22 protein-coding genes are annotated in these 24,684 nt (G+C 64.1%); 16 read left to right on the top strand and 6 right to left on the bottom strand.

Annotated features, from left to right (window positions below):
* Nucleotides 1–56: 56 nt before the first annotated feature.
* Nucleotides 57–1,382, bottom strand: coding sequence for an NCS2 family permease (locus ACN6KF_RS12220; RefSeq protein ID WP_434959660.1), 1,326 nt, complete (start codon nt 1,380–1,382; stop codon nt 57–59).
* A gap of 696 nt (nt 1,383–2,078) precedes the next feature.
* Nucleotides 2,079–2,288: a hypothetical protein gene (locus ACN6KF_RS12215; protein ID WP_434957086.1), complete on the bottom strand. Its 210-nt coding sequence runs from the start codon at nt 2,286–2,288 to the stop codon at nt 2,079–2,081.
* A gap of 44 nt (nt 2,289–2,332) precedes the next feature.
* Here ACN6KF_RS12215 and ACN6KF_RS12210 point away from each other — a divergent pair, with 44 nt between their 5' ends.
* The 11 genes from ACN6KF_RS12210 (at nt 2,333) to ACN6KF_RS12160 (ending at nt 13,644) form a co-directional block, all read left to right on the top strand.
* Nucleotides 2,333–2,560, top strand: coding sequence for a hypothetical protein (locus ACN6KF_RS12210; RefSeq protein ID WP_434957085.1), 228 nt, complete (start codon nt 2,333–2,335; stop codon nt 2,558–2,560).
* Nucleotides 2,557–3,660: a methionine ABC transporter ATP-binding protein gene (locus tag ACN6KF_RS12205; protein WP_434957084.1), complete on the top strand. Its 1,104-nt coding sequence runs from the start codon at nt 2,557–2,559 to the stop codon at nt 3,658–3,660. Before ACN6KF_RS12210 ends, ACN6KF_RS12205 begins: the two co-directional genes overlap by 4 nt.
* Entirely contained in the window at nt 3,650–4,315 is a 666-nt protein-coding gene (locus ACN6KF_RS12200) for a methionine ABC transporter permease (protein ID WP_434957083.1), read from the top strand. Before ACN6KF_RS12205 ends, ACN6KF_RS12200 begins: the two co-directional genes overlap by 11 nt.
* Before the next feature lie 148 nt (nt 4,316–4,463).
* A complete protein-coding gene (locus ACN6KF_RS12195; protein WP_434957082.1) occupies nt 4,464–5,276 on the top strand; it encodes a MetQ/NlpA family ABC transporter substrate-binding protein in 813 nt (270 codons plus the stop codon).
* A gap of 259 nt (nt 5,277–5,535) precedes the next feature.
* Nucleotides 5,536–6,045, top strand: coding sequence for a flavin reductase family protein (locus ACN6KF_RS12190; RefSeq protein ID WP_434957081.1), 510 nt, complete (start codon nt 5,536–5,538; stop codon nt 6,043–6,045).
* Between the two features lie 21 nt (nt 6,046–6,066).
* Complete coding sequence (locus ACN6KF_RS12185) at nt 6,067–7,305, top strand: SfnB family sulfur acquisition oxidoreductase (RefSeq protein WP_434957080.1); 1,239 nt, start codon at nt 6,067–6,069, stop codon at nt 7,303–7,305.
* Nucleotides 7,306–7,406: 101 nt separating this feature from the next.
* On the top strand, nt 7,407–8,666 hold the full coding sequence (locus ACN6KF_RS12180) for an SfnB family sulfur acquisition oxidoreductase (protein ID WP_434957079.1): 1,260 nt from the start codon (nt 7,407–7,409) through the stop codon (nt 8,664–8,666).
* Nucleotides 8,667–8,857: 191 nt separating this feature from the next.
* Entirely contained in the window at nt 8,858–10,051 is a 1,194-nt protein-coding gene (gene ssuD / locus ACN6KF_RS12175) for an FMNH2-dependent alkanesulfonate monooxygenase (protein WP_434957078.1), read from the top strand.
* Between the two features lie 100 nt (nt 10,052–10,151).
* Nucleotides 10,152–11,573, top strand: coding sequence for an LLM class flavin-dependent oxidoreductase (locus ACN6KF_RS12170; protein WP_434957077.1), 1,422 nt, complete (start codon nt 10,152–10,154; stop codon nt 11,571–11,573).
* Nucleotides 11,574–11,708: 135 nt separating this feature from the next.
* A complete protein-coding gene (locus ACN6KF_RS12165; protein WP_149254599.1) occupies nt 11,709–12,158 on the top strand; it encodes an RrF2 family transcriptional regulator in 450 nt (149 codons plus the stop codon).
* A gap of 115 nt (nt 12,159–12,273) precedes the next feature.
* Nucleotides 12,274–13,644 carry an FAD/NAD(P)-binding protein gene (locus ACN6KF_RS12160; protein WP_434957076.1) on the top strand — a complete coding sequence of 457 codons (1,371 nt, stop codon included), beginning with the start codon at nt 12,274–12,276 and terminating at the stop codon, nt 13,642–13,644.
* Nucleotides 13,645–13,775: 131 nt separating this feature from the next.
* Here ACN6KF_RS12160 and ACN6KF_RS12155 read toward each other — a convergent pair whose 3' ends face one another.
* From ACN6KF_RS12155 to ACN6KF_RS12145, 3 genes are read right to left on the bottom strand one after another with little or no spacing between them, the layout of a single operon-like run.
* Nucleotides 13,776–14,786, bottom strand: a complete 1,011-nt coding sequence (locus ACN6KF_RS12155; RefSeq protein ID WP_434957075.1) for a zinc-binding alcohol dehydrogenase family protein — start codon at nt 14,784–14,786, stop codon at nt 13,776–13,778.
* Nucleotides 14,783–16,252: a mannitol dehydrogenase family protein gene (locus ACN6KF_RS12150; protein ID WP_434957074.1), complete on the bottom strand. Its 1,470-nt coding sequence runs from the start codon at nt 16,250–16,252 to the stop codon at nt 14,783–14,785. The genes ACN6KF_RS12155 and ACN6KF_RS12150 overlap by 4 nt, the downstream gene beginning before the upstream one ends.
* Nucleotides 16,253–16,256: 4 nt before the next feature.
* Nucleotides 16,257–16,982, bottom strand: coding sequence for a GntR family transcriptional regulator (locus ACN6KF_RS12145; RefSeq protein WP_434957073.1), 726 nt, complete (start codon nt 16,980–16,982; stop codon nt 16,257–16,259).
* Nucleotides 16,983–17,193: 211 nt separating this feature from the next.
* Between ACN6KF_RS12145 and ACN6KF_RS12140 the strand changes: the two genes are divergently transcribed.
* The 5 genes from ACN6KF_RS12140 to ACN6KF_RS12120 all read left to right on the top strand — a co-directional run bounded on the left by ACN6KF_RS12140 (nt 17,194) and on the right by ACN6KF_RS12120 (nt 23,075).
* Nucleotides 17,194–18,219: a sugar ABC transporter substrate-binding protein gene (locus ACN6KF_RS12140; protein WP_434957072.1), complete on the top strand. Its 1,026-nt coding sequence runs from the start codon at nt 17,194–17,196 to the stop codon at nt 18,217–18,219.
* A gap of 109 nt (nt 18,220–18,328) precedes the next feature.
* Nucleotides 18,329–19,363, top strand: coding sequence for an ABC transporter permease (locus tag ACN6KF_RS12135; RefSeq protein WP_434957071.1), 1,035 nt, complete (start codon nt 18,329–18,331; stop codon nt 19,361–19,363).
* Entirely contained in the window at nt 19,363–20,322 is a 960-nt protein-coding gene (locus ACN6KF_RS12130; protein WP_434957070.1) for an ABC transporter permease, read from the top strand. Before ACN6KF_RS12135 ends, ACN6KF_RS12130 begins: the two co-directional genes overlap by 1 nt.
* 2 nt (nt 20,323–20,324) lie before the next feature.
* A complete protein-coding gene (locus tag ACN6KF_RS12125; protein ID WP_434957069.1) occupies nt 20,325–21,854 on the top strand; it encodes a sugar ABC transporter ATP-binding protein in 1,530 nt (509 codons plus the stop codon).
* 183 nt (nt 21,855–22,037) lie between these two features.
* Complete coding sequence (locus tag ACN6KF_RS12120; protein ID WP_434957068.1) at nt 22,038–23,075, top strand: NAD(P)-dependent alcohol dehydrogenase; 1,038 nt, start codon at nt 22,038–22,040, stop codon at nt 23,073–23,075.
* 59 nt (nt 23,076–23,134) lie between these two features.
* Here ACN6KF_RS12120 and ACN6KF_RS12115 read toward each other — a convergent pair whose 3' ends face one another.
* Nucleotides 23,135–24,568: an MFS transporter gene (locus ACN6KF_RS12115; RefSeq protein ID WP_434957067.1), complete on the bottom strand. Its 1,434-nt coding sequence runs from the start codon at nt 24,566–24,568 to the stop codon at nt 23,135–23,137.
* Nucleotides 24,569–24,684 lie beyond the last annotated feature (116 nt).

Genomic DNA, 24,684 nt, shown 5'->3' with positions numbered 1-24,684 from the left:
AGGGCAAGCATGCTGCCCTGGCCTTCTTGCTTGTGCCATGTCCGAGGATCGGAGGCTCAACCGCCCGCGAAGAAGGCGAAGCGGACGACGAACAGCGCGGCGACCAGCCAGGTGGCGAGATGCACCTGGCCCGGCCGGCCGGTGAGGGTCTTGAGAGCGCAATAGCTGATGAAGCCGAAGGCGAGGCCGTTGGCGATCGAATAGGTGAAGGGCATCATCAGCGCGGTCAGCGCGGCCGGAGCGGCCTCGGTGATGTCGTCCCACTCCACTTCGAGCAGTTCGCGCATCATCAGGCAGGCCACGTAGAGCAGAGCGGGCGCAGTGGCGTAAACAGGCACGGAACCGGCGAGCGGCGAGAAGAACAGCGCGGCCAGGAACAGGATGGCGATGACGATGGCGGTGAGGCCGCTGCGCCCGCCAGCCTGCACGCCGGACACGCTTTCAACATAGGCGGTGGTTGAGGAGGTACCCAGCAGCGAGCCGGCGAGAATGGCGGAGCTGTCGGCCAGCAGAGCGCGGCCGAGGCGGTTGGGCTTGTCGGGCTGGATCAGGCCGGCGCGCTTGGCAACGCCGATCAGCGTGCCGGTGGCGTCGAACACCTCGACCAGCACGAATACCAGGATGACATGCACCAGGCCCGCATGCATGGCGCCGACCAGGTCGAGCTGCAGGAAGGTCGGCAGGATGGAGGGCGGCATGGAGATGACGCCGCCGAACTTGCTGACGCCGAGTGCGATCGAAAGCGCGGTGATGACGAGAATGCCGATCAGGATGGCGCCGCGAACCTTGAGTACGTCGAGCGCCGCGATGATGAAGAAGCCGAGGATGGCCAGCAGCGTGCCGGTCTCCTTGAGCGAGCCCAGGGTAACCAGTGTGGCGGGACTGGCGACCACGATGCCCGAGCTCTTGAGGGCGATGATGCCGAGGAACAGGCCGATACCGGCCGCGATGGCCGATCGCATCGAGTGCGGAATGCCGGCGATCAACCAGCTGCGCACGCCGGTGACGGTCAGGACCAGGAAGATACAGCCGGAGATGAACACCGCGCCCAGCGCCTGCTGCCAGGTGAAGCCCATGGTGCCGACGACGGTGAAGGCGAAGAAGGCGTTCAGGCCCATGCCCGGCGCCATGCCGATCGGCCAGCGGGCGACCAAGCCCATGATCAGCGAGCCGAGGGCCGCGGCCAGGCAGGTCGCGACGAAGACCGCATTGCGGTCCATGCCGGTGGTCGACAGGATCTCCGGATTGACGAAGATGATATAGGCCATGGTGAGGAAGGTGGTGATGCCGGCGATCACCTCCGTCCGCACCGAGGTGCCCTGTTCCTTCAGTTTGAAAAACGCGTCCAGCACGGTTTGCTTCCTCTCTTGCGGCACGCGCATGACCTTGGTCGCGCGTCTGGCCATCCCTGTAAAGCGATCTCGATCGCCTGTTCGAGGCTGGCCTCTGCCGAGCGTTATGACTCCCTAAGCAGCATTTCTGCTTCAACCCAAAGGATGAGACCAGAAATTGCTGCGTCTTCTCAAGTTCTTTGCTGGTGCTTTCGGGCGGGAACCATGTTCCGATCCGAAAACATCAGCTGAGGCCCGCGCCGGATTGTTCTTCCCGGACGGGATCGCGGCTACCATTCGTTTGACGCGGCAAGATACCAGCTTCAAACCATTCCTTTCTCCGTTGCTTTGCCTTGAGACACAAGGCTTTCAACAGCCGGCTAAGCTGGAAGGTCTTTCGCAATTATTTGTAAGAGAAGGGGGAGGGAAGTGGAGGGTTTCCGCGCGTCTTGCAGAGGCCTTCGGGGATGAGCGCCGTTCTCGATCCGCCTTGCACGGGGCTGCGCTGGGCTCTCATCCACCTTGCGCAGCGGCCTTGCTGGCATACAGCCTGAAATTACGCTCACTATACAGCGTGCCTGTGGGGTTGGCCATTGGTCCGATGAGTTACTGACTGGCAGACCGTCTTTTTGTCCGATCATTACGGCACATTGAGTTCATGCAAGTCAGTGTCTATGGAGGGAACAAACGAAGTTCGTGGAGACCAAAAAAATCCACGAACAACAGTTGACTAATTTTGTGGACTATTTATTTTTGTGTCATCGGCTTCTCAGGGAGTCGATCGCGGGCATTTGAGCGTGCAGCTTGCGCCGCGTCATCAAACGCTAAAGCGCCACGGCTGATGTCGTGGGCTCCAAACAGGAAGTGGCCCATGATCGCGACCAGCGGGACAGGTATCAAAAAGCCAGACGGAAAGATGTGTTGCAGCTGTTGTTGTTGAAGCTGGTCTGAACGCATGCCTTCCCTGTCTTTCCGGAGCGCCACCAAGTGGCGGCCTTATCATGTCTCATCCCTCCAATTCCGAATCCTATGTTATTGAGATCTCCGGTGCCGCCGTCGGCATCGTGGTGCGCGAACCCCAGGCGCGCCGCTTTGCGTTTCATGCTGCGAGCCGGCGCTTCAGCCGTTTCGACGGCATGACCTTCGTGGGTCCGCGTGATGCCGAACGTTATCTCTCTGGCCAGGTTGCCAGGCGCCTGCACTCCCTCATGGAGGAGTTGGTGGCGTGAACGCACCTGTGAGAGTGGAAAGCCTGACCTTGCCTGGTGAGGTGGAGGCAGTCGAACCGATCGTGCGCTTCGAACGCGTGTCGCGTTCCTTCGCCGCGCGCAAGGGCAGTTCTGCCGTGTTCGCGCTCGACGATCTCAGCCTGGAGATTCCGCGCGGCGAAATCTTCGGCGTGATCGGGCGCAGTGGTGCCGGCAAATCGACGCTGCTGCGGCTGATCAACGGGCTGGAGCGGCCGACCAATGGTCGCGTCGTCGTCGACGGCATCGAGGTCGATGCCCTCAGCGAAAGCCAGTTGCGCCCGGTCCGCCGGTCCATCGGCATGGTGTTCCAGCACTTCAATCTTTTGTCCTCGCGCACAGTCTTCGAGAATGTGGCGCTTCCCCTGGAAGTGGCCGGTATCGCCGCTGCCGAGATCCGGGAGCGCGTCGAACCACTGCTCGATCTGGTCGGGCTGGCCGACAAGCGCAACCGTTATCCGGCGGAGCTGTCGGGCGGCCAGAAGCAGCGCGTCGGCATCGCCCGCGCCTTGGCGACCCGGCCCAAGATCCTGCTTGGCGACGAGGTGACCTCGGCGCTCGACCCGGAGACGACGGCCTCCATCCTGGCCCTGCTCGCCGATATCAACCAGCGCCTCGGCGTCACCATCGTACTGATCACGCATGAAATGTCGGTGATCAAGGAGATCTGCCATCGGGTTGCCGTGCTCGAGGCCGGCAAGCTGATCGAGACGGGGCGCGCCTTCGAGGTGTTGACCCAGCCGCGCCATGCCACCACGGCCAGTTTCGTGCGCGGTGTCACCGGTGTCGAACTGCCGGCCGATCTGGCCCGGCGCCTCGCCGACCAGCCGAGCCCGGGCAGCCACGCGGTGCTGCGCATCACCTTCACCGGCTCGCACGCTACAGCGCCGGTGGTCAGCCGTCTCACCACCATTCTCGGCATCGACATCAATATCCTGGCCGGTCGCATCGATACGATCGGTGGCGAGCCCTTCGGGGCACTGCTGGTTTCGGTGCCAGGCGACGAGGCAACCCGGCTTGCCGTGGTCGCGGCGGTGGAGAGGCTCAATCTGCAAGGGGAGGTGATTGGCTATGTCGCCTGAAATCCTCAGAGTCATTCGCGATGCCACCGGCGATTCCCTGATCATGGTGGGTGTCTCCATCCTGTTCGGCACGCTTTTCGGCTTGCCCCTCGGCATCTTCCTGGCCACCAGCCGGCGTGGCGAGTTGCTGGCCTCACCCAAGGCCAATGCCGTGCTCGGTGCCATCGTGAATGCCGTGCGCTCGGTGCCCTTCATCATTCTCATTGTCGCGATCATTCCGTTCACGCGTTTCGTGGTCGGCAGTTCGATCGGCCTGAAAGGCGTGATCGTGCCGTTGACGATCGCGGTCGCTCCCTTCATCGCCCGTATCGTGGAAAGTGCCATTCGCGAAGTCGATGCCGGGCTGATCGAGGCGGCGCGCTCCTTCGGGGCCACGCCGTTCCAGATCATCCGCAAGGTGCTGTTTCCCGAGGCGCTGCCGGGGCTCGTGCTTGGCCTCACCCTCACCACGGTCAGCCTGATCGGCTATTCGGCCATGGCCGGCGTAGTCGGTGGCGGTGGCCTGGGGGATGTCGCCATCCGCTATGGCTATCAGCGCTTCATGCCCGAAGTGATGGGGGCGGTGGTGGTCATCCTCATCCTGCTCGTGCAGGGCGTGCAGTCGGCGGGTGACCTGGCCGCTCGGAAACTCAACAAGCGCGTGCGACAGGACTGATATCAAGTCTCGCAGATGCCGAGGCATCCGAGACCTGAACACCTCGCAAATTATTGGGTAAACGCAGTGATTTACGAGACGGAACCGAGAGTCATTTCCAGTGCCTCTCGACATGATTCAACGTCTATCTAAAACAGGAAAGACTCCCATGTCCGCCTACACATTGACGCGCCGCCGCCTCGCCGGTGCTGCCCTGGCCCTGGTCTTTGCCCTCGCTCCCGCCGGTGCGGCCTTTGCTGCCGACAAGCTCAAGCTCGGCGTCATGGGTGGCGACGAGGAGCGCATCTGGGAGGTGGCCAAGAAGGTTGCCGCCAAAGATGGGCTCGATATCGAACTGGTTTCCTTCTCCGACTACGCCATTCCCAACGAGGCGCTGGAGAAGGGCGATCTCGATGCCAACGCCTTCCAGCACAAGCCCTATCTCGATAGCCAGATCGCGGCCCGCGGCTACAAGATCGTGCCGATCGGCTATACGCTGGTGCAGCCGATCGCCCTCTATTCGAAGAAGCTGAAGGCCTTCGCCGACCTGAAGGAAGGCGCCGTCATCGGCATTCCCAATGATCCCTCCAATGGCGGCCGCGCCCTCAAGCTCCTTGAGGCCAATGGCCTGATCAAGCTGAAGTCCGCCGATGGCCAGGTGCCGAGCGTGCTCGACGTCACCGACAATCCCAAGAAGGTGGAATTCAAGGAGATCGAGGCCTCGCAACTCGCCAATCTGCTGCCCGATCTCGACGGTGCGGTGATCAACACCAACTACGCCCTCGGCGCCGGCCTGACGCCGGCCAAGGATGCGCTGATCCAAGAGAGCCGCACCAATAATCCCTATGGCAACTTCATCGCCGTGCGCGAAGCCGACAAGGACAAGCCGATCTTCAAGAAGCTGGTCGCCTCCTACCAGAATCAGGAAGTGGCCGATTTCATCAACGCCAACTTCAAGGGCGCGATCCAGCCGGCCTGGTAAGATCGTTTCGGGGGTGCGCCGGCTGACGGTTGGCGCACCCACTTCCGGACCGCACTCAGCCCGATGATCGTCATCGGCTGCAAGCGGGGCGGGCCCTAGGCGAGAGCAGAAGCTCTCGAATTTTTTTTGGCCATAAATTCTATAAAATCTATAGACATAAGATTGTTGTTGTTGCACCATCCGCCCACGATGCGCCGTTGGGTGCCAGCGAAAGGGGAGGCGAGGCCTCCACTGCTTCTTTCAGATGACGGATACGAACATGAATATCGCCGTGAAGCTGCCGCCGGTTACGGCACCGAATCTGCGCGACGCCATGCGGCTGGTGGCTGGCGGCGTCAGCGTCATCACCGCGGGCGAGGGGGACGAGCGTACCGGCCTCACGGCGACGTCGGCCGTGTCGCTGTCGGTCGAGCCACCGACCATGATCATCTGCGTCAACCGCGATGCCTCGGCCTGGCCCGTCATCCGCCGCTATGGCCATTATTGCGTGAACATCCTGGCCGACCACCAGCGCCACGTCGCCGATCGCTTTGCGGGGCGGGGCGGCATCAAGGGGGTGGCCCGGTACGAAAACGCCGGCTGGAACCGCCTCTTCACCGGCGCCCTGGCGCTGGAGGGCGCGCTCGCCTCCGTCGATTGCGAGGTCGAGGAGTTCATCGACCGCCACAGCCATTCCATCATCATCGGTGCCGTACGCGGTATTCGCACCGCCGATGGCAGGCCGCTCGTCTATGCCCAGGGCGGCTATGGCGGCTTCCATCCTGCCTGATTCAAGAAGACCGGGATCACCATGACCATTTCCGTTGCGCCGCCGCTCACCTCCGAGCCACCTCAATTCGATCTCCAGCCTAAGGCCCATGTCATCACGTCCGATGCCGAGGCGATCGAGATTGCCACGACTCTGGCGGCGGAATTCGCGGCCGAGGCGGCGCTGCGCGATCGCGAACGGCTTCTGCCGGCGGTGGAACTCGACCGTTTCTCCAAGAGCGGCCTTTGGGGAATAACCATTCCCAAATCCTATGGCGGTGCCGGCGTCTCCTGGGTGACGCTGACGGAGGTGATCAAGCTGATCTCGGCGGCGGATCCTTCCATCGGCCAGATCCCGCAGAACCATCTCGCCGCCGTGGACGTTATCAGGGCTACCGCGTCGGAAGAGCAGAAGAAATTGTGGTTTAGCCGCGTGCTCTCGGGCTACCGGCTCGGCAACGCCTTCTCCGAGGCCAAGTCCAAGCATGTCGGTGCCTTCGAGACCACGCTCACGCCCGATGGTGACGGCTACCGGGTCAAGGGCGAGAAGTTCTACGCCACCGGAGCGCTGTTCGCGCATTACATCCATATCGGCGCCGTCGATCCCGCCGGCAAGGTGCATCTGGCCATCGTGCCCCGCGATGCCGAAGGCCTTGATATCATCGACAATTGGTCGAGTTTCGGGCAGCGCACCACGGCGAGCGGCAATGTCCGCATCGACAATGTCCGGGTTGGCCCCGAGGGCGTCATACCGGCCTATCTCGGCGGCGAGAATCCCTCGACCAACGGGGCGGTCTCCCAGATCATCCAGGCCGCCGTCGATGCCGGCATTGCGCGCGGCACTATCGAGGAGACCATCAAGTTCGTGCGCAACAACGTTCGGCCCTGGATCGATAGCGGCCAGGAGCACGGTTATGAGGATGTCTTCACCATCGCCCAGATCGGCGATCTCAAGATCAAGCTGCATGCCGCCGAGGCCCTGCTGGAGAAGGCCGGGCGGGCTGTCGACGCGATCGTGGAGCAGCCGACTGAGGAGGGCGTGACGGCGGCTGCCGTCGCGGTTGCCGAGGCCAAGGTGCTGACCACCGAGATCGCCATCCTCGCCACCAACAAGCTGCACGAACTCGGCGGTACGCGCTCGACCCTGGGCCAGTACAATCTGGACCGGCATTGGCGCAATGCCCGCACCCACACGCTGCATGATCCGGTACGCTGGAAATTCTTCCATGTCGGCAATCACGCCCTGAACGGCGTGAGCCCGCCACGCCACCCCTGGAGTTGATTTCTCCGGGTGCGCGGGTGTCTCGCCCGTCCTTGGAAACATCGAATAAGCCGGAAGGAAGAGCGGGCGAGACGCCCGCGCACCCGGAATAGGACTAAATCATGCCCACTGCCGCCGCCCTGACCGCCGATACCCCACCTGAGCGCCTGGTTGCGTTCAAGGCACCGCCCTTGCGGGCCGGCAAGGCCCGTATCATCAAGGATGACGCCGAGGCACTCGCTGCCGCGCGCAAGGTCGCGGCCCGCATCGCCGAGACCGCGATCGAACGGGATCGCGAGCGGCGCCTGCCCTATGAGGAACTCGACTGGCTGTCCGATGCCGGCCTGCTCGCCATCACTGTGCCGAAGGCCTATGGCGGCGCCGAGGTATCATCCGGCACTCTGGCCGAGGTGATCGCTCTCCTCTCCGCGGCGGATGGTTCGATCGGCCAGATTCCGCAGAACCACTTCTTCATCCTGCATGCCCTGCGCCTGGAAGGCAGCGAGGAGCAGAAGCGCTTCTTCTATGGCCGCATCCTGGCCGGCGAGCGCATCGGCAATGCCCTGTCCGAGATCGGCACCAAGACGGCCCAGGACCACAACACCCGCCTCAGCAAAGACGGGCCGGTGCTGCGCCTCAATGGGCGCAAATTCTATTGCACCGGTGCCCTGTTCGCCCATTGGGTGGCCGTGGTGGCCAATGACGATGAGGGGCGTTCGACCATCTCCTTCGTGCCGCGGTCGACACCGGGGCTCGAGGTCATCGACGATTGGGCCGGCTTCGGCCAGCGGGTAACCGGCTCGGGCACGACCACGCTCGATAATGTCGAGGTGCATCCCTTCTCGGTGATTTCGTTGAAGGCCGTCTTCGACCGGCCGACCTCGATGGGGCCGGTGGCGCAGATCATGCACGCCGCCGTCGAGGCCGGTATCGCGCGGGCCGCGCTCGCCGAGACGCTGAGCTTCGTGAAGAAGCATGCCCGTCCCTGGAAGGACAGCGGCCTCGATCATGGCTATGAGGATCCCTATACGATCGCCGGCATTGGCGAGGTGAAGATCCGTGTGGCCGCCTCCGATGCGCTGCTGGAGCGGGCCGGGCGCTTTTCCGACATCGCCGTGGCCGATCCCACGGTGGAGACGGTCGCGGCCGCCTCGATAGCCGTCGCCGAGGCCAAGGTTGCCTCCACCGAGGCTTCGCTGCTCGCCGGCAGCAAGCTGATCGAATTCGCCGGTTCGCGCGCCACCCAGACCCAGTTCGGCTTCGACCGTTTCTGGCGCAACGCCCGCACCCACACCGTGCACGATCCCGTGCGCTGGAAATACCGCGCCATCGGCGACTACTGGCTCAACGGCATCAATCCGCCGCGCCACGGCGCCATCTAAGCAAAAGCCCGTTCATGAACACGCGAACCGAATTGGCCCGACCTCCATAAGCGCTGACTTAACCGCCGAAGGCGCCGGGAGCATGGAGGGTCGATCTCCAGATCGACCGTCTTCGCGCCCCATCTCGTCCTACGTTTCCAAGACGGTCGATCTGGAGATCGACCCTCCAATATACGACCAGAGACTTTACCATGCCCTATGATCTCGACCTGCCCCCGCCCGCCCAGGAAACCGATGTGCTCTGGTTCCTGCCGACCCATGGCGACGGGCGCTATCTCGGCAGCGAGGAGGGCGCGCGGCATGTCTCGCTCGGCTACCTCTCTCAGATTGCCAAGGCCGCCGACGAACTCGGCTATTTCGGCGTGCTGCTGCCCACCGGCCGTTCCTGCGAGGACAGCTGGGTCATCGCCTCGGCCATGGTGCCGCTGACCAAGCGCCTGCGCTTCCTGGTGGCGATCCGTCCCGGCCTGACCACGCCGGCCTTCGCGGCGCGCTCGGCAGCGACGCTCGACCGGCTCTCCGACGGGCGGCTGCTCATCAATGTCGTCACCGGCGGCGATCCGGTGGAGCTGAAGGGGGACGGCGTCTTCCTCGACCATAAGGAGCGCTACGAGGTCACCGACGAATTCCTCGATATCTGGCGTGACCTCCTGCAGGGCGGCAAGATCACTCGCGAGGGCAAGCATCTGCGCATCGAAGATGGTGTGCTGCTCTATCCTCCGGTGAGCCAGCCCTATCCGCCGCTCTATTTCGGTGGATCGTCGGAAGCGGGTAACGAGGTCGCCGGCAAGCATGTCGACGTCTACCTGACCTGGGGCGAGCCGCCCCAGCAGGTCGCGGAGAAGATCGCCAATGCCAAGGCGGTCGCCGCCAAATATGGCCGCACGCTCACCTTCGGCATCCGCCTGCATGTGATCGTGCGCGAAACCTCGGCCGAGGCCTGGCAGGCGGCGGATGCCTTGATTTCTAAGCTCGACGACGAGACCATCGCCACGGCCCAGAAGGTGTTCGCACGCATGGATTCGGTGGGGCAGAGCCGTATGCGGGCCTTGCATGGTGGGTCGCGTGACAAGCTGGAGATCAGCCCCAATCTGTGGGCCGGTGTCGGCCTGGTCCGCGGCGGGGCCGGCACCGCGCTGGTCGGCAATCCCGACGAGGTGGCCGAGCGCATGAAGGAATATATGGCGCTCGGCATCGACCGCTTCATTCTCTCTGGTTATCCGCATCTGGAGGAATGCTATCGCTTCGCCGAACTGGTCTTCCCCAAGCTTCCCCTGAAGAAGACCACCGGCAACGATCTTGGGCCCGCCCGCAATGCCGGCCCCTTCGGCGAGGTCATCGCCAATGTCGTGGCGCCTTCCAATCGTAAGGCGGCAGCAGGATAATGGTGTGCCGGTCTTTTCAGCTCCATCAAGTGATGGAGCGAGACCGGCATCAATCTTCTTCCAACAAGGATTGCCGGTCTGAAGACCGGCACACCGAGTGATGTCCAAACCCATCCGTTTCAATGCCTTCGAAATGAACTGCGTGGCGCATCAGTCCCCCGGGTTGTGGCGCCATCCCCGCGATCGTTCGCGCGCCTATAACCGGCTCGATTATTGGCTCGATCTCGCCCGCATCTTGGAACGGGGCCTGTTCGATGGATTGTTCCTGGCCGACGTCCTGGGTGTCTACGACGTCTATGGCGGCAATGGCGAAGCGGCCCTGCGCCACGCCACGCAGATCCCGGTGAACGATCCCCTGCTGCTCGTGCCGGCCATGGCGGCGGTGACGCGGCATCTGGGTTTCGGCGTCACCGTCAATCTCAGCTACGAGCCGCCCTATGGTTTTGCGCGCCGCATGTCGACGCTCGACCATCTCACGGAGGGGCGCATCGGCTGGAACATCGTCACCGGCTATCTCGATAGTGCGGCCCGCGGTGCCGGCAAGGACAAGCAGACAGCGCATGACGACCGCTATGCCATCGCCGAGGACTATATGGCTGCGGTCTACAAGCTGTGGGAAGGAAGCTGGGCTGACGATGCCGTGGTTGCGGATGCGCAGAGCGGGGTCTTCGCCGATCCCGGGCGGGTGCGCAAAGTCCAGCATGACGGACCGCATTTTCGCATCGATGCCGTGCATCTGAGCGAACCTTCGCCACAGCGCACGCCCGTGCTCTATCAGGCCGGAACCTCGCCGGCGGGGCTCGGCTTCGCGGCGCGGCATGCCGAGTGCGTCTTCATTTCCGGGCCGAGCCGCAAGGTGATCGCCGGCCGGGTGGCTGCCATTCGGCAGGCCGCTGCACGGCTCGGACGCAACCCTGCCGATATCCTGATCTTTACCCTGCTGACGGTGATCGTGGCGCCCACGGATGAGGAGGCAGCGGCCAAGTTCGCCGATTATCGCCGCTATGCCGATCACGAGGGAGCCTTGACCTTGATGTCGGGCTGGACCGGTGTCGATTTTTCGCAACTCGACCGCGATGCGATCGTGGAGCATGTCGAGAATGAGGCCGGACGCTCGGCGCTCGAGAACATCACCCGCGCCGATCCCGATCGCCGCTGGACTGTGCGCGAGGTCGCCGAGCATGTGGCGATCGGCGGCGTCGGGCCTGTGGTGATCGGCTCACCTGCCAGCGTGGCTGACGAGCTGGAAGCCTGGGTCGATGAAACCGGCATTGACGGCTTCAACCTCGCCTTCGCGGTGCGCCCGGAGACCTTTGCGGATGTCGCCGATCTGCTGGTGCCGGAGCTGCAGCGGCGGGGACGCTACAAGACTGTTTATGCCGAGGGAACCTTGCGCGAGAAGCTTTTCGGCGGCTCGCCGCGGCTGCCCGAAAGTCATGCGGCGTCGGCTTATCGCCATAGCGTTTTGCGATTGGACGGGAGCACGTCGAATCGCAAAGACGCGTCCAAAGCAAGGAGCTAGAGCAAAGCTCGTTCACGCCTGAACGCGCTTTGCTCTAGTTTTGGCAAGCTTTGGCGACGGCATGAGTAGCAAATCAGTGCTTTTGCTATTACCAGAAGGCTGAAGTGGATTTCCGAATCGCAGTCCGGGGGCCGCATGCTGACGAAAAAAGGCAAATACGGCCTCAAGGCAATGGTGCATCTGGCCGGTGCAGAGCCGGGCAAGCCATGTCTTGTCTCCGATATCGCTGAACAGAATGGCATTCCCAAGAAGTTCCTCGATACGATTCTGGGCGAGCTGAAGAATGCTGGCTTCCTACATTCGAAGAAGGGCAAGGGCGGCGGCTATGTTCTCGGCCGGCCCGCAAGCGAAATCCGAGTCGGCCACATCGTGCGCGTGCTGGACGGACCGCTCGCGCCGATCCCCTGCGCCAGCCGCACGGCCTATCAGCGCTGTGACGACTGTTCCGACGAGAACCAGTGTGCGGTGCGTCTGATGATGCTGGAAGTGCGGCAGGCGATTTCCACCGTGCTGGACAATCGCAATCTCGCCGAGATGCGGGCGCTCGCCGATCTCGACGACCTGACTTTGATGTATCATATCTGATCCGCCCATCTGGATCGGTGTCTGAGACGGCCTGCTTTGAAATTCACCAGCTGAGCACCTTGTCGGCTGTGTGTGATTGATCTATCAAAATACTAGATTAATCGAAGTTTGCAGCATGCCGCTCACTGTCCATTCCGCCTCCTCCAGGCATATCGTCGTCATCGGAGGCGGAGCGAGCGGCGTGTTGATGACGGCCCATCTGCTGCGTCATCATCATCCGGATCTGCGTGTGACCCTGGTGGAGAAGAGCCGGGAGCTCGGCGCCGGCATTGCCTATGGCACCAGCCATCCCGATCATCTCCTGAATGTTCGCGCTGCCAATATGAGCGCCTATCCCGATGATCCCGACCATTTCTGGCGCTGGGTTGGCGAGCATAGCAGCACCCATTGTCCGGACTCCCAGTCCTTCGCGCCCCGGCGCCTTTATCGCGATTACCTCGCCGATCTGCTCTCGCCGCATCTCGTGCAGCGGCCGGGTAGCCGGCGTCTGGTTATCGTGCAGGACGAGGCGGTCGGCATCGCGGAAACCGGGCAAGGCGTTGTCGTCCATCTGAGCGGGGGCGGCAGGCTGAATGCCGACATCGCCATTCTGGCGACCGGCAATGAGGGTCCCAGGCTGTCGCCGGCCCCCTGGCGTTTCGATGGCTGGTTCGATGCCGGGCCGGCGGCCTTCTCCCCCGATGCCGCTGTCGTCATCGTCGGTACCGGCCTCACCATGGCCGACCGGGTCCTGTCCCTGCTGCATGCCGGACATCGAGGCCGGATCACCGCGATTTCCAGGCGCGGCCTCAGCCCGCAGGCGCACAAGCCGGTCCAGCCGCTGCGCCTCGACGCCGCCGACATCCCCTATGGCACGGGTATCGTCTATCTCACGCGCTGGCTGCGTCGGCTCGTGGCTGAACACCAGAGAGCGGGGGGCGATTGGCGTGCCATCGTCGACGGGCTGCGGCCCTATACACAGCCCCTGTGGCGCAGCCTGTCTCAAGAGGCGCGCCGACGTTTTCTGCGCCATGCCCGGGCCTGGTGGGACATCCATCGTCATCGCATGGCACCGGACGCCGCAGCGCGGATCGAAGAAGCTCGCCGGGCAGGGCAGCTCGCCATCGTGGCGGGACGGGTTACCGGATTCGATCCGCAGGCAGGTGGTGTAACGGTACGCTACACCGCCCGCACTGGTGCGTCCGAAATGCAGATCGATGCGGATGCCGTCTTCGAGTGCCGCGGGCGCGCGGCTGACGTCACGGCGACCGACAATCCGATTCTGCGCCAATTGCTCGCCGATGGCAGGGTGCGGCCCGACAGCCTCGGCCTCGGCCTGGATGTCGGCCTGGACTGCGGTGTGCTGGGGGTGGATGGCACGCCCTCGGATCGGCTCTTTGCCGTGGGACCGATCACCTCCGGCACGTTCTGGGAGATCGTAGCCGTGCCGGATATCCGCCAGCAGGTGGCCAAGCTGGCGGGCCATCTGCTGACGGCACCGTCCTAGAAATCTGCAGCTTGCTGGCTGATGCGGGCACGGACGTCCCGGCGGACGGGGCGTAGCTGACAAAGCAAGACGCGACAGGCCTTCTTCGGCAGGGAGTGTGGCAACCGCCTGGTTTGAGACGCGCAGGCCGCCTATACGGTCAGGACCGCCTTGATCACGCCGGTTTCCGGCCTGGACCATTCCGGTATCAGGCCGGGCGCATCGTCCAGGCTGCCCTCATGGCTGGCCAGGGCTTGCAGGGGCACCTTGCCGGCCCGCATCGCCTGCAGCACGGTCTCGAAATCCTGCCTGATGGCATTGCGGCTGGCATAGAGCGTGGTCTCGCGCTTGTGGAATTCCGGATCATTGAAGGTGATGTCCGCGCGCACCAGCGACAGCAGCACGTAGGCGCCGCCATGGCCGACGAGATCGAAACCCTTCTGCATGGCGCCGGGGCTGCCGGTAGCGTCGATGACGCAGTCGAAGAAATCGCCGCCCGTTGCCTGACCGAGGCGATCCCGGATATCGGCGGAGGCCTCGAAGACGCCATCCACCCCCAATTCGTCCGCGCAGAAGGTGAGGCGGTGGGGATTGATGTCGACGACGCTGACATGGGCGCCAGCCACCTTGGAGAAGACGGCGGCTGCGATGCCGATTGGCCCGGCGCCGACGATCGCCACGCGCTGTCCCGGCCCGATGCCGCCGCGCGCCACGCCATGGGCGCCGATGGCCAGGAACTCGACCATGGCCGCCTGTCCTGCCGTCAGGCCGTCGGCCGGAATGACGTTGGCCTCCGGCACGGCGATCAAGTCACAGGCCCCGCCGTCGCGATGGACGCCGAGGACTTCCAGGTGCTGGCAGCAATTCGTCTTGCCCATCCGGCAGGCACGGCAGTGGCCGCAATAGATCGTCGGCATGATCGAGACGATCTGGCCGGTGCGCAGGGCCGATCCCGCCGGCGCGCTGACGACCTCGGCGCCGAGCTCGTGTCCGATCACCCGCGGATAGCTCAGATAAGGCTGGTTGCCATGGAAGATGTGATAGTCGGTGCCGCAGACACCGACATGGCGAATGCGCACCAACACCTCGTTCCCGGTGGGGCGAGGCTCGTCGCGCTGGATGATGCTCAGCTTGCCAGGCTCGTCGCAGCTCAGGGCTCTCATGTCTGTCTCCAGGATTGGGCGGCGCCCAGGACGCCTTGGGTGGCGATCGCCCGATAAGCCGCCTGCAGATCGCCGACAAAGGCCGCGTTGCGTGGCAAGTCGTCGCCGAAAACAGCAGAAAGGCCGAGAAAAGCCTCGACCACAGCCTGGGGCGCTGCACTGCGCTGGTCGGGCTGGCCGGTCCAGGCCTCGAAGGTCGGATCGTTGAGGGGCAGGGAACGGCCCTTGTCGTCGCTGCCACCGCAGGAGCGAATCCAGGCGGCGATAGCGAAGATCAGTGGGCCGCAGGGCAGTCCCTTGGCGAGGCAATCGCGCAGGGGCGACAGAATGCGCTGCGGCAGTTTCTGCGAAGCGTCGGAGGCGATCTGTGCGGTGCGGTGATGCAGGGAGGTGTTCTCGTAGCGGCCGAGAAGCTGCCTCGTATAGGCGAAGGCCCTGCCGACCGGGATGGACAGGGTCGGGATGGCGCATTGCCAATAGCGCTCGATCAGATCGCGGATCACCGGATCGGCGATCGCCTGCGCCACGAATTCATGGCCGGCCAGCCGCCCCACCGCGGCGATGGTGGAATGCGTGCCGTTGAGCAGGCGCAGCTTCATATGCTCGAAGGGCTCGACATCGTCGGTGAACTCGACGCCGCTTTCCTCCAGGCGCGGCCGGCCGGCGGCAAAGCGATCCTCGATCACCCACTGGCTGAACGGCTCGCCCAGCACCGGCCAGGCGTCTTCGAGGCCGAGCGAGGCGGAAATGGCGGTGCGGTCCGCGTCGGTCGTCGCCGGCACGATGCGGTCGACCATGGAGGAGGGGCAGGGGATCTCGCCGGCGATATAGGCCGCCAGGTCCTTGTCCCGCAGGGCAGCGAATTCGGCGAGCACGCGTTTCAGCGTGCGCCCATTTTGCGGAAGGTTGTCGCAGGACAGGACGGTGAAGGGGCGACCGCCCTCCCGGCGCCGGCGCGCGATCGCTTCCACCAGGAAACCGAGGGCCGAGCGGGGCGCCTGCGGGTTGGCGAGATCATGGACGATATCGGGATGATCCTGCCTCAGGCCGCCGCTGCCGAGATCGACTGCATAGCCTTTTTCAGTGATCGTCAGCGTGACGATCCGGATAGCCGGGTCGGCGAGTTGGTCCAGGAGAAGAGTGGGATTTTCCGGTGCGACGGTGACACCGAGCACGGATCCGATCACCCGCAGATCCTCGCGGCCGCTGTCGCGTATGGCGAGTGTGTACAACCCATCCTGGGGAGCGAGGGCGTCGCGCGTCTGGGTGCCCCGCAGCGAACTGCCGAGGATGGCCCAATCCGTCTCGCCGCGGGCCAGGCAATCGTCGATGGCGACAGCCTGATGCGCCCGATGGAAGGCGCCCGTGCCCAGATGCAGGATACCGGGCCGGATCGCGGCCCGATCATAGCGCGGTTTGGCGATATCAGCCTTGAGTTGGGCGAGGGTACTGGTGCCGAGACGCATCGGGCTACTCCGTAACATAGGGCCCATACTCGTCCGGCAATTGGGCGAGCATGGTGAAGATCATGTCGAGATGCTGTTCGAGCCGGGCGGCGGCTTCGTTCGTCCTGCCGTCATCGAGGGCATCGAGTACGGCCAGATGTTCCTCCAGCACCAGAGGCAGACGGGAAGGCGTGCCGAACAGCCGCACGAAGCGTGCAAGGCGGGCGCGGACCTGCAGGATGGTCGGCCATACGCCTTCGCGCTCGGCGAAGCCGGCAAAGGCGTAGTGGAAGCGTTCGTCCTGCTCGAAGAAGCGGTCCTTGTCATCGGCGAGCATGGCCTGGCGTTGCGTTTCCACGATGGCGCGGGCCTCGACGCTCTTGGCCGATGTCCAGCGCGAAGCAGCCTCGCGCAGCAAAGCCAGCTCCAGATGCTTGCGGATGAAATGGCTATCGCGCACTTCGGCAAGGCGGATGGGCGAGACGAAGCTGCCCTGCTGCGGATAGACATCGATCAGGCCGTCCTCGCTCAGCCGCACCACCGCAGAACGCACGGGCGTGCGCGACACGCCGAAATGGCGGCAGATGCGATTCTCGCTGATCGAGGTGCCCGGCATCAGCCTGACCGTGATGATGGCCTGCTTCAAGGCTTCATAGATCTGGTCGCCCACCGGATGCTTGCGATTGATGTCGACGGCAAAGCCCAGCCCGTCTTCGTCCGGCCCGGACTGTTTGTTGGGCAAGGCAGACATCGGCCGGCTCCTTCAAAACCGCAATGATCGCAATGATATGATGCTCCATCCTGAATCGGAATGGCATGGGGGGAGGACCAAGATCGCTACCATTATCTTGCAAACATGGTTGCATAGATTGACCTTGGATCCTAGTATCCACACCTGTCAAGCGGGCCAAGCGAAGTCGAGAAGCGCCCGCAGCACGTCATCCCCAGAGGGAGGGAATTTCATGTTCATTCGACGTCAGCTCTTTGCTTGCGCGGCTGTGGCTGCCTTGTTCGCCGGTGCGTTGCCCGCTTTGGCCGCCAATGACACCAAGGTGGCGCTGGTGCCCGGCGGTCCGCATCCCTATTTTTCGGCCTGGGATCAGGCCGGCAAAGATGCGGCCAAGGATTTCGGCCTTGGGGCGGCCGACTACAAGGTTCCGCAGAAATGGGAGCTCAGCCAACAGAACGAACTGCTCGAAAGCCTGGTAACGCAGGGCTACAACGCCTTCCTGATCTTCCCGGGCGATCCGGTCGGTTCGGTGGCCACAGCCAATGAGCTGGCCGATACCGGCGCGCCGGTGATGGCACTGGCCGGCTGCCTGAAGGACCCTTCCAAGGCGGCCTTCTGCCTCGGTACCGATACCGGCAATTCGGCCTATCTCGGCACCAAGGAATTGTTCAAGGCGATGGGCGGCAAGAAGCGCATCGCCCATTTCACCGGCTTCCTGGTCGATCCCAACACGCAGCTTCGCATCGACGCCGTAAAGAAGGCTGCCGAGGAAGAAGGCGGGCAGGTGGTGCAGGTCATCGCCGATATCGACGCGCCCGAGCCGGCGGAAGAGAAGATCAACGCCTATCTTGCCGCCCATGCCGGTGAGATCGACGGCATCGTCACCACGGCCTGGGTGCCGGCGGTGGTCGCCTCCAACGCCTTGCGCAAGATCGGCGACAAGCGCATCAAAATGGTCGCCATCGACCATGACGAGGTGGTGCTCAAGGCGATCAAGGACGGCTTCGTCAACGGCACCATGCTGCAGAACCCCTATGGCCAGGGCTATATCGGTTCTTTCGCGGCCGACAAGCTGCGAAATGGCTGCACCGTGAAGGCCGATGCGCCCTGGAAGTCCAATGCACTGACCAACCACTTCATTGATTCGGGCACGGTTTTCGTCGATGCCTCGGGTGTCGACAACTACATCTCCGCCATGCAGGGCATCACCAAGACGCTGCTGGCGAGCTTCGAGAAAACTTACCTGGCTTGCAAGTAAGCGCGCCGGAGGGACTGTTCGTTATTGCGAGCCGCGCCGATCACAGGATCGAAAAGGCCCGCAGTGACGACCGGACGCAACTCTATTCCTACGGAGCCGAGATCCGCCGATGGCCGGTGACGAATCCCCAATCGCAACACTCGCGCCGACGACCGGCAAGCCGATGCAAAGCGGCACGGTGCGCTTCTACCTGACAAACGAATTCGGCCTGCTGGTCCTGATCGTGGTCTTCGCTTGCCTATTCGGCCTCGCCACCAAAGGGTTCTTCTCACCCTTCAACCAGTTCACGCTGGGGCGCGTCGCCGCCGTCAACATCATGGTGGGTCTGTCCATGATGGTGGTGATCGTCACCGGTGGGTTGAACCTGGCGGTCGGCGCCATTGGCGTCTGCGCGGCGATGGCCTTTGGCGCCCTGGTGGAATTGGCGGGGTTGCCCTGGCCTGTTGCCGCTCTCGGCGCCATCGCCCTGGCGGCGGCGCTCGGCTGGATCAACGGTTTCGTCGTGGTACGCTCCGGCCTGCACAGCTTCATCATCACCCTTGCCAGCATGAGCATCTTCTTCGGGACGATGATCTATCTGACCAAGGCTCAATCCTTCCGCGGCATTCCGGCCGACTTCTCCAATTTCGGGCGGTTGCGCCTGTTCGGCCTGGTCTCGCCGCTTCTCGTCGTCGCCCTCATCGTGGCGATCGCGCTGGGCATGCTCTATCGCTTCACCGTTTTCGGCCGCGAGATGCTGGCGGCCGGCGCCCGTCCCGAGGCCGCCGAGCTTTCCGGCGTGCGCGTCGGGCGTGTCTTCATCCTCTGCCACATGCTGTCGGGGGGGCTCGCCGCCATCACGGCCATGCTCGTGGTGGCGCGTACCGGCGCGGCCATTCCCTCAATGGCCGGACAACTGGGGCAGGACTGGCTGCTGCCGGCCTTTCTCGGCCCGGTGCTCGGCGGCACGCTGCTCAGCGGTGGCCGCGTCTCGGTGAGCGGCACCGTGCTCGGCGCCATCCTGGTTACGATGCTGACCAACGGCCTGCTTCTCCTGCAGATCGGGGAGTTCTGGGTGCAGGCCTGCCTGGGTTGCCTGCTGCTGTCAGCCGTGCTGATCGATAAGGCACGCCGTTCCTATCTCGCCCATCGGAGGATGGTGTGATGCCCCGCTTCATGCAGACCGACTGGTTCGGGCCGCTGGCGATCGCCGTCGTGGCGATTGCTTTCATCGGCAGCTTCAACCCGTCCTTCCTGTCGCCGCTCAACATCCAGGTGCTGCTGCTCGCCATCACCGTGAACATGCTGATCGCCTTTTCCCAGATGATCATCATCGCCATCGGGCAGATGAACCTGGCGGTCGGGGCCATCGGCGGACTGGCCGCGATCTCCTTTGCCGGCATGATGCAGGTGTGGGGCTTGCCGGCGCCGCTTGCCGCGCTGCTGGCGGCGGGGATCGGCCTCCTGGCCGGCATCGTCAATGGCGCCTTCATCGCCGGCACCGGTATCTCTGCCTTCGTCATCACATTGGCCACCCTGTCGGTGTTCAAGGGCATCAACCTCGCCATCACCAAGGCCCAGCCCTTCTACGGCGTGCCTCAGAGCGTCAAGGATTTCGGCAACACCACCTTCCTGGGTCCGCTGCCCTGGCTGGTGATCCCGGCGGCCATCGTGTTCGCGGCGATGTGGTATCTGCTCAACCGCCTGCCGCTTGGGCGCTTCATCCTGGCCGTAGGCGGCAATCCGCATTCGGCCGAACTCTCCGGCATCTCGGTGTCGCGGACCGTCGTCACCGCCCATGCCATTTCGGGCCTGCTGGCGGCCCTGGCCGGCATCGCGCTGGTGGCGCGGCTGGAGATCGGGCAGCCGACCATCGGCGACGACTGGCTGATCCTTTCCTTTGCCGCACCGGTGATCGGCGGTGCCGTGCTCGCGGGCGGCCATGTCTCCAGCTTCGCCACGCTGCTCGGCGTGATCATCGTCGCCATCATCACCCAGGCGCTCGTGCTCTTCCATATCGATCCCTTCCTGGTGCAGGTCGTTCTCGGCGGCCTGATCCTGTGGGCTGTCGGCATCAACCGCTGGCGCGAGATCCGCGTCAGCCGCGGCCTGAAGAGGATCTGACCATGGCGGCAGAGACACCAGCCCCGGTCTTCCAGGCGCGCGGCGTCAGCAAGTTCTTCCCGGGCGTCAAGGCGCTGGAAGGGGTCTCGATCTCCCTACGCCCGGGCTCCATCCACGCCTTGCTGGGCGAGAACGGTGCCGGCAAATCCACACTGATCAAGCTGATCACCGGTGTGCTCAGGCCCGACGAGGGCGAACTGGTGGTGGATGGGCAACCCGTGCATTTCACCTCGACCCGCGACGCCATCGCCAGGGGTATCGGCGTGGTGCATCAGGAACGCAACCTCATCCCGCGCTTTTCGGTGGGCGAGAACATCATGCTGGAGCGCCTGAGCGCCAGCCCGTTCAAGCCGATCGACTATGCCGCAGTGAATGCCGAAGCGCGGCGCTGGCTCGACGTCCTCGGGCTCGACCTCGACCCGGCCACCCCGGTCTCGCAGCTCAGCGTCGCCAAGATGCAGCTCGTCGAGATCGCCAAGGCGCTGTCCCTGCGTTCGCGCGTGCTGCTGCTCGACGAGCCGACGGCCTCCCTGACTCCGCATGAGACCGTCGCCCTGTTCGCTCTGCTCAAGAAGCTCAGGGACGAGGGTGTCAGCATGCTCTTCGTCAGCCACAAACTGGAGGAGGTGCAGGAGATCTGCGACCAGGTCACCGTGCTCCGCGACGGGCGCAATGCCTGCGACAGCCGGTCGATGGAAGGGCTCGGGCGCCAGGATCTCGTGCGCCTGATGATCGGGCGCAGCGAGCAGATCCCGGACTGGAAGCCGCGCGACCATGCCGGGGCAGCGCCCGTGCTGCAGCTCGAGAAGGTCGCCACGCCCTTCGGCCATCGCGACATCGATCTCACCGTCCGCCGCGGCGAGATCGTCGGGCTCTATGGCCTGGTGGGAGCCGGGCGCACCGAACTCGCCAAGTCTATCATGGGGCTGCAGCCGGCGACGTCGGGCACCATCCGGCTCGACGGCAAGGAGGTGGCCATTACCAGCGTCGGCGAGGCGATCCATACCCATCGGCTCGGCTATGTCAGCGAGGACCGCAAGCAGGAGGGCCTCATCCTCCTGCATTCGGTGCTGGACAATGCCGGCATCGCGATCTGGCGCAAGCTCGCCGGTTTCGGCGGCCTGCTCACCGACCGTACCGTGCGCAAGGCGACCGAGCCCTATATCCGCAAGCTGGAGGTTCGCACGCCTTCCCTAGGGCAGCTCGTCGGCAATCTCTCCGGTGGCAACCAGCAGAAGATCAGCGTGGCTAAATGGCTGGCTGCGGGTGTGCGGCTCCTGATCATCGACGAGCCCTCGGTTGGAATCGACATCAAGACCAAGGCCTATCTGCATGAATTGATTCGCGAACTGTCGGATGCCGGCACCTCCATCCTGCTCATCACCTCAGACATGCCGGAGATGATCGCCCTGGCCGACCGCATCGTGGTGATGAACGGCTACCGGGTGGCGGGAGACCTGCACAACAGCCGCGACTATGGTGCCATGAGCGAAGGCATTATGAACCTCATCCACAAGCTCGATGCAGCGTGAGGGCCGGATTATTTCTGACGGATCGGCCCGCACGGATAGCTGGTAATATCTCTGTCGGCTCGCCGTCGTCGGTTGCCGGAGTTGGTTGCCGGAGTTGGTTGATTGCCGCAACAAACTGACGATAATGTCGGATGAATACGCGCCGGCTCTTCGGCGACGTTTGCCCGAAACCGGAGGAAACCCATGCGTGCACTTGTCCTCGAACGCCAGCACGAATTGTCGCTGCGCGAAATCGATCTCCCGCTCGAGGTCGGCCCCACAGATGTGAAGATCGCCCTGCACACCGTCGGCGTCTGCGGCAGCGACGTGCATTATTACACCCATGGCCGCATCGGCAATTTCATCGTCAACGCGCCGATGGTGCTGGGCCATGAAGCGGCCGGCACGGTCGTCGAGGTCGGCTCGAAGGTGACGAACCTCAAGGCTGGCGACCGCGTCTGCATGGAGCCCGGCATACCGGATCTGAGTTCTCGGGCCTCAAAGCTCGGCATCTACAATGTCGATCCGTCCGTGGTTTTCTGGGCGACGCCGCCGGTGCATGGTGTGCTCACGCCCTTCACGGTGCATCCGGCCGCCTTCACCTACAAACTACCCGACAATGTCTCCTTCGCCGAAGGTGCGATGGTCGAGCCCTTCGCCGTTGGCATGCAGGCAGCTGCACGCGCCCGCATCGCACCTGGCGATGTCGGCGCAGTGATCGGTGCCGGCCCGATCGGCATCATGGTCGCGCTTGCTGCCCTGGCCGGCGGCTGCAGCAAGGTGCTGATCTCCGATTTCAGCAAGGAAAAGCTCGAGATTGCCGGGCGCTATGACGGCATCATCCCGGTCGACCTGACCAAGGAAACCTTCGCCGCCGCCATCGCGCGGGAGACCGACAAGTGGGGCGCCGACGTGGTGTTCGAGGCGAGCGGCAGCGCCAAGGCCTATAACGGCATCTTCGACCTGGTGCGGCCCGGCGGCGCGCTGGTGCTGGTCGGCTTGCCGGTGGAGCCGGTCAATTTCGACGTTCCTGGCGCCATCGCCAAGGAAGTCCGCATCGAGACGGTGTTCCGCTATGCCAACATTTATGATCGCGCTCTGGCGCTGATCGGTTCGGGCAAGGTCGATCTCAAGCCGCTGATCACCGGCACCTATACCTTCCAGGATTCCATCGCCGCCTTCAAGCGGGCCGCCAAGGCCTTGCCCACAGACGTGAAGCTGCAGATCCTGATGGAGGACTGAAGCGTCTTCCTGCCCTCTTGCTGAAAGAGGCGAGGGCCTCGCGGGAGGGCTGGATTTTCTCAACTCGTGCAGCCCTGAGCCCGCTCCCTCTCCCTGAACAGAAGCGGCGCCAGTTTCAGCGCGGCGAAAACACCGGGCAGGGCGATTGCGATCGCCAGGATGAACACGGCCAGCATGGCTTGCTGAAGCTGTGGACCCGTGGTGGCGGAGCCGGCACCGTTGGCGTTGGCCACGAAGCCGAGCACGGCGGCCCCGATGGCATAGGCCGCCGATTGCAGGGTGGGCAGCAGGGCCGAGGTGCGGTTGCGTTCCTCCGCCGGCGAGGCTTCCATCAGGCCCTGGCTCAGATAGCCCCAGCTTGCCCCGAAGCCCACGCCGATCAGGATCTGGCCGCCGACGAGCAGCACGATGTCGGTCCGCCAGAGCGCGACGATGATGGCGCTGAGGCCAAGCACCAGGAGCAGCGGGCCCAGCCAGATCAGCCGGCGACGGATCCTCTGCGAGGTTACGCTCGCCACCGCGATGGCGACGAGGCTCCAGCACACCGCCATCACCGCGTTGAGCGCGCCCGCCAGCGTGGCGCCGTACCCCCAAAGATGCTGGATCAGATAGACGAGGTAGACCGAGGCCACCGAATGGGCCATCGGCATCAGGAAGACGATCCAAAGCCCGAGGCCGATCGGCTTGCCGAGCCGAAAGGCATCCTTGGGGAAGAGCCGGGCCGGCGAGCGCCTGTCGCTGTAGACGGCGCCGACATACAGCAGGGCGGCGAGCACCAGCAGCAGCATGGCCGCGCCGGTGCCGCCGGCCACGTCGGCGATCATCACCGCCGCCATGCCGGCTCCGATGGCGCCGAGCTGGACGAGTGGAAGTGGCACCGCTTCCTGCCGGGTTGCATGCGGCACCACTTTGAGGACGAGGGCGATGAAGATCAGCGACAGCGGTACGTTGACCAGGAAGGCCGCCCGCCACGACACCGTCTCGCTGATGATGCCGGCGACGGCCGGGCCGCCGAAGGCCGCTGCTGCCCAGACCATCGCCTCGGCGCCGAACACCTTGGGAACCAGGCGGGAGGGAAAGATCTCCGGGATCAGCGCGTAGCAGATCGCGGCGATCAGGCCTTCGCCGAAGCCCTGCAAGGCGCGGCCGACCAGCAGCACGGCCATGGCGGGAGCAAGGCCCGCGAACAGCGTTCCCGCCGTAAACAGCAGGGCTGCCCCGATCAGTGCCGCCCGTGCGCCATGGCGGGCCTTGAGCAACGCCGCGATCGAGCCGCCGAGGATGGCGAAGATCAGATAGAGGCTGACCGACCAGGCGATCAACGAGGCGCCGCCCAGCTCGTCGATCGCCGAGGGCAGGGCGGTCGAAACCAGGAAGCTGTTGAAGGCGAACAGGGCAACGCCAAGGCAAAGCGTCGCCGTCGCACCGGCATAGCTGCCGACCGCGATCTCGCGCCAACGGGCTTCCGTTCCCGTGCTGACTTGCGTGTCCATCTTCAGCTCCAACTTCCAGCATCCGTCTCGAACGGTGTCCGATGCAACCTCTGCATCCCGACATCGTCTGGCCTACAACCTCTACTTAAGTTAAGGTCAAGCTGTTTTTGGGAGAC

It is taken from the genome of Labrys methylaminiphilus subsp. lupini (assembly GCF_051161885.1).
Classification (GTDB): Bacteria; Pseudomonadota; Alphaproteobacteria; order Rhizobiales; family Labraceae; genus Labrys.
Note: the sequence above shows the minus strand (reverse complement) of the source record. Positions and strands in the feature narration are given on the sequence as shown.